General features: G+C 47.3%; 1 protein-coding gene and 1 pseudogene. Both read left to right on the forward strand.

The window, feature by feature from the left end:
* On the forward strand, nt 1-196 hold a 196-nt coding region (locus R7Q48_RS25320), incomplete at its 5' end, for an HIT domain-containing protein (protein WP_318119722.1).
* Nucleotides 197-270: 74 nt separating this feature from the next.
* Nucleotides 271-950, forward strand: a pseudogene (locus R7Q48_RS25325) (hypothetical protein); the annotation flags it as partial.

Raw genomic sequence — 950 nt, forward strand, 5'->3', positions numbered from 1 at the left:
CGATGTGGAAGCAGAAGACGAAGCAATGATGGGACGCCTATTCACTGTGGCGAAGAAGCTTGCGAAAGAAGAAGGTATTGCTGAAGACGGTTACCGTTTGATCCTTAATTGCAACCCTCACGGTGGCCAAGAGGTTTACCATATCCACATGCACCTACTAGGCGGTCGTCCTTTAGGCCCAATGGTATTGAGCTAAGCTAATTTGAAAAGGGTGGTGCCTATGCCACCCTATTTATATTCTTTTCTGAGCACACATTTGCGGAGATAAATGTGAAATTAGGTGTGAAGCTGTTTGGACTGATTAGCTGGGTCTTGATGGCGTCTGGCTGCGCTAATTTGTCTGCGGGCAATTTGTTTAGCCACTACAGCGACCAGAATCAAGAAGTTTGTCAGGCAGTTGTTGCTGGCAATTATGCCCACGCTAAGCAACTCCAATCGAGCGACGTCGGTGGCGAGATCCTTGGCAATTTCGAAAAGGGTCGTATTTCATTCCTTGCGAAAGATTATCCAACCAGCCTCAAAGCTCTCGAAGAGAGCGACCGCGCGGTACGTGTTCAACAAGACCGAGCAACCATTTCTGTTTCTGAAACAGCGACGAGCGTAGGTTCACTTGCTGTAAACGACAATCTTAACGAATACCAACCTGCAGACTACGAACTCGGCTTTTTGCATTTATACCTTGGTCTGAACTATCTACAAAAAAATGATTTAGAAGGCGCACTCGTCGAAGTTCGTCGTGCCAACCAAGTTCAGGAAGCGGCGAGAAAAGCGCGTGAAAAAGAGCTGAAGTCGGCAGAAAAAGATCTTAAAAACCAAGGTATGTCAGCCAACTTAGGCAGCGTGCTCGCGAGTTATCCAGATGCAGGGAAAAAACTCAGCGCGGTGCAAAACGGCTATCTCTTCTATCTTTCTGGTTTGTTGTACGAAGCGTCACGTGATCTTAACAGCGC

The sequence above is a fragment of the Vibrio sp. 378 genome (assembly GCF_033339435.1).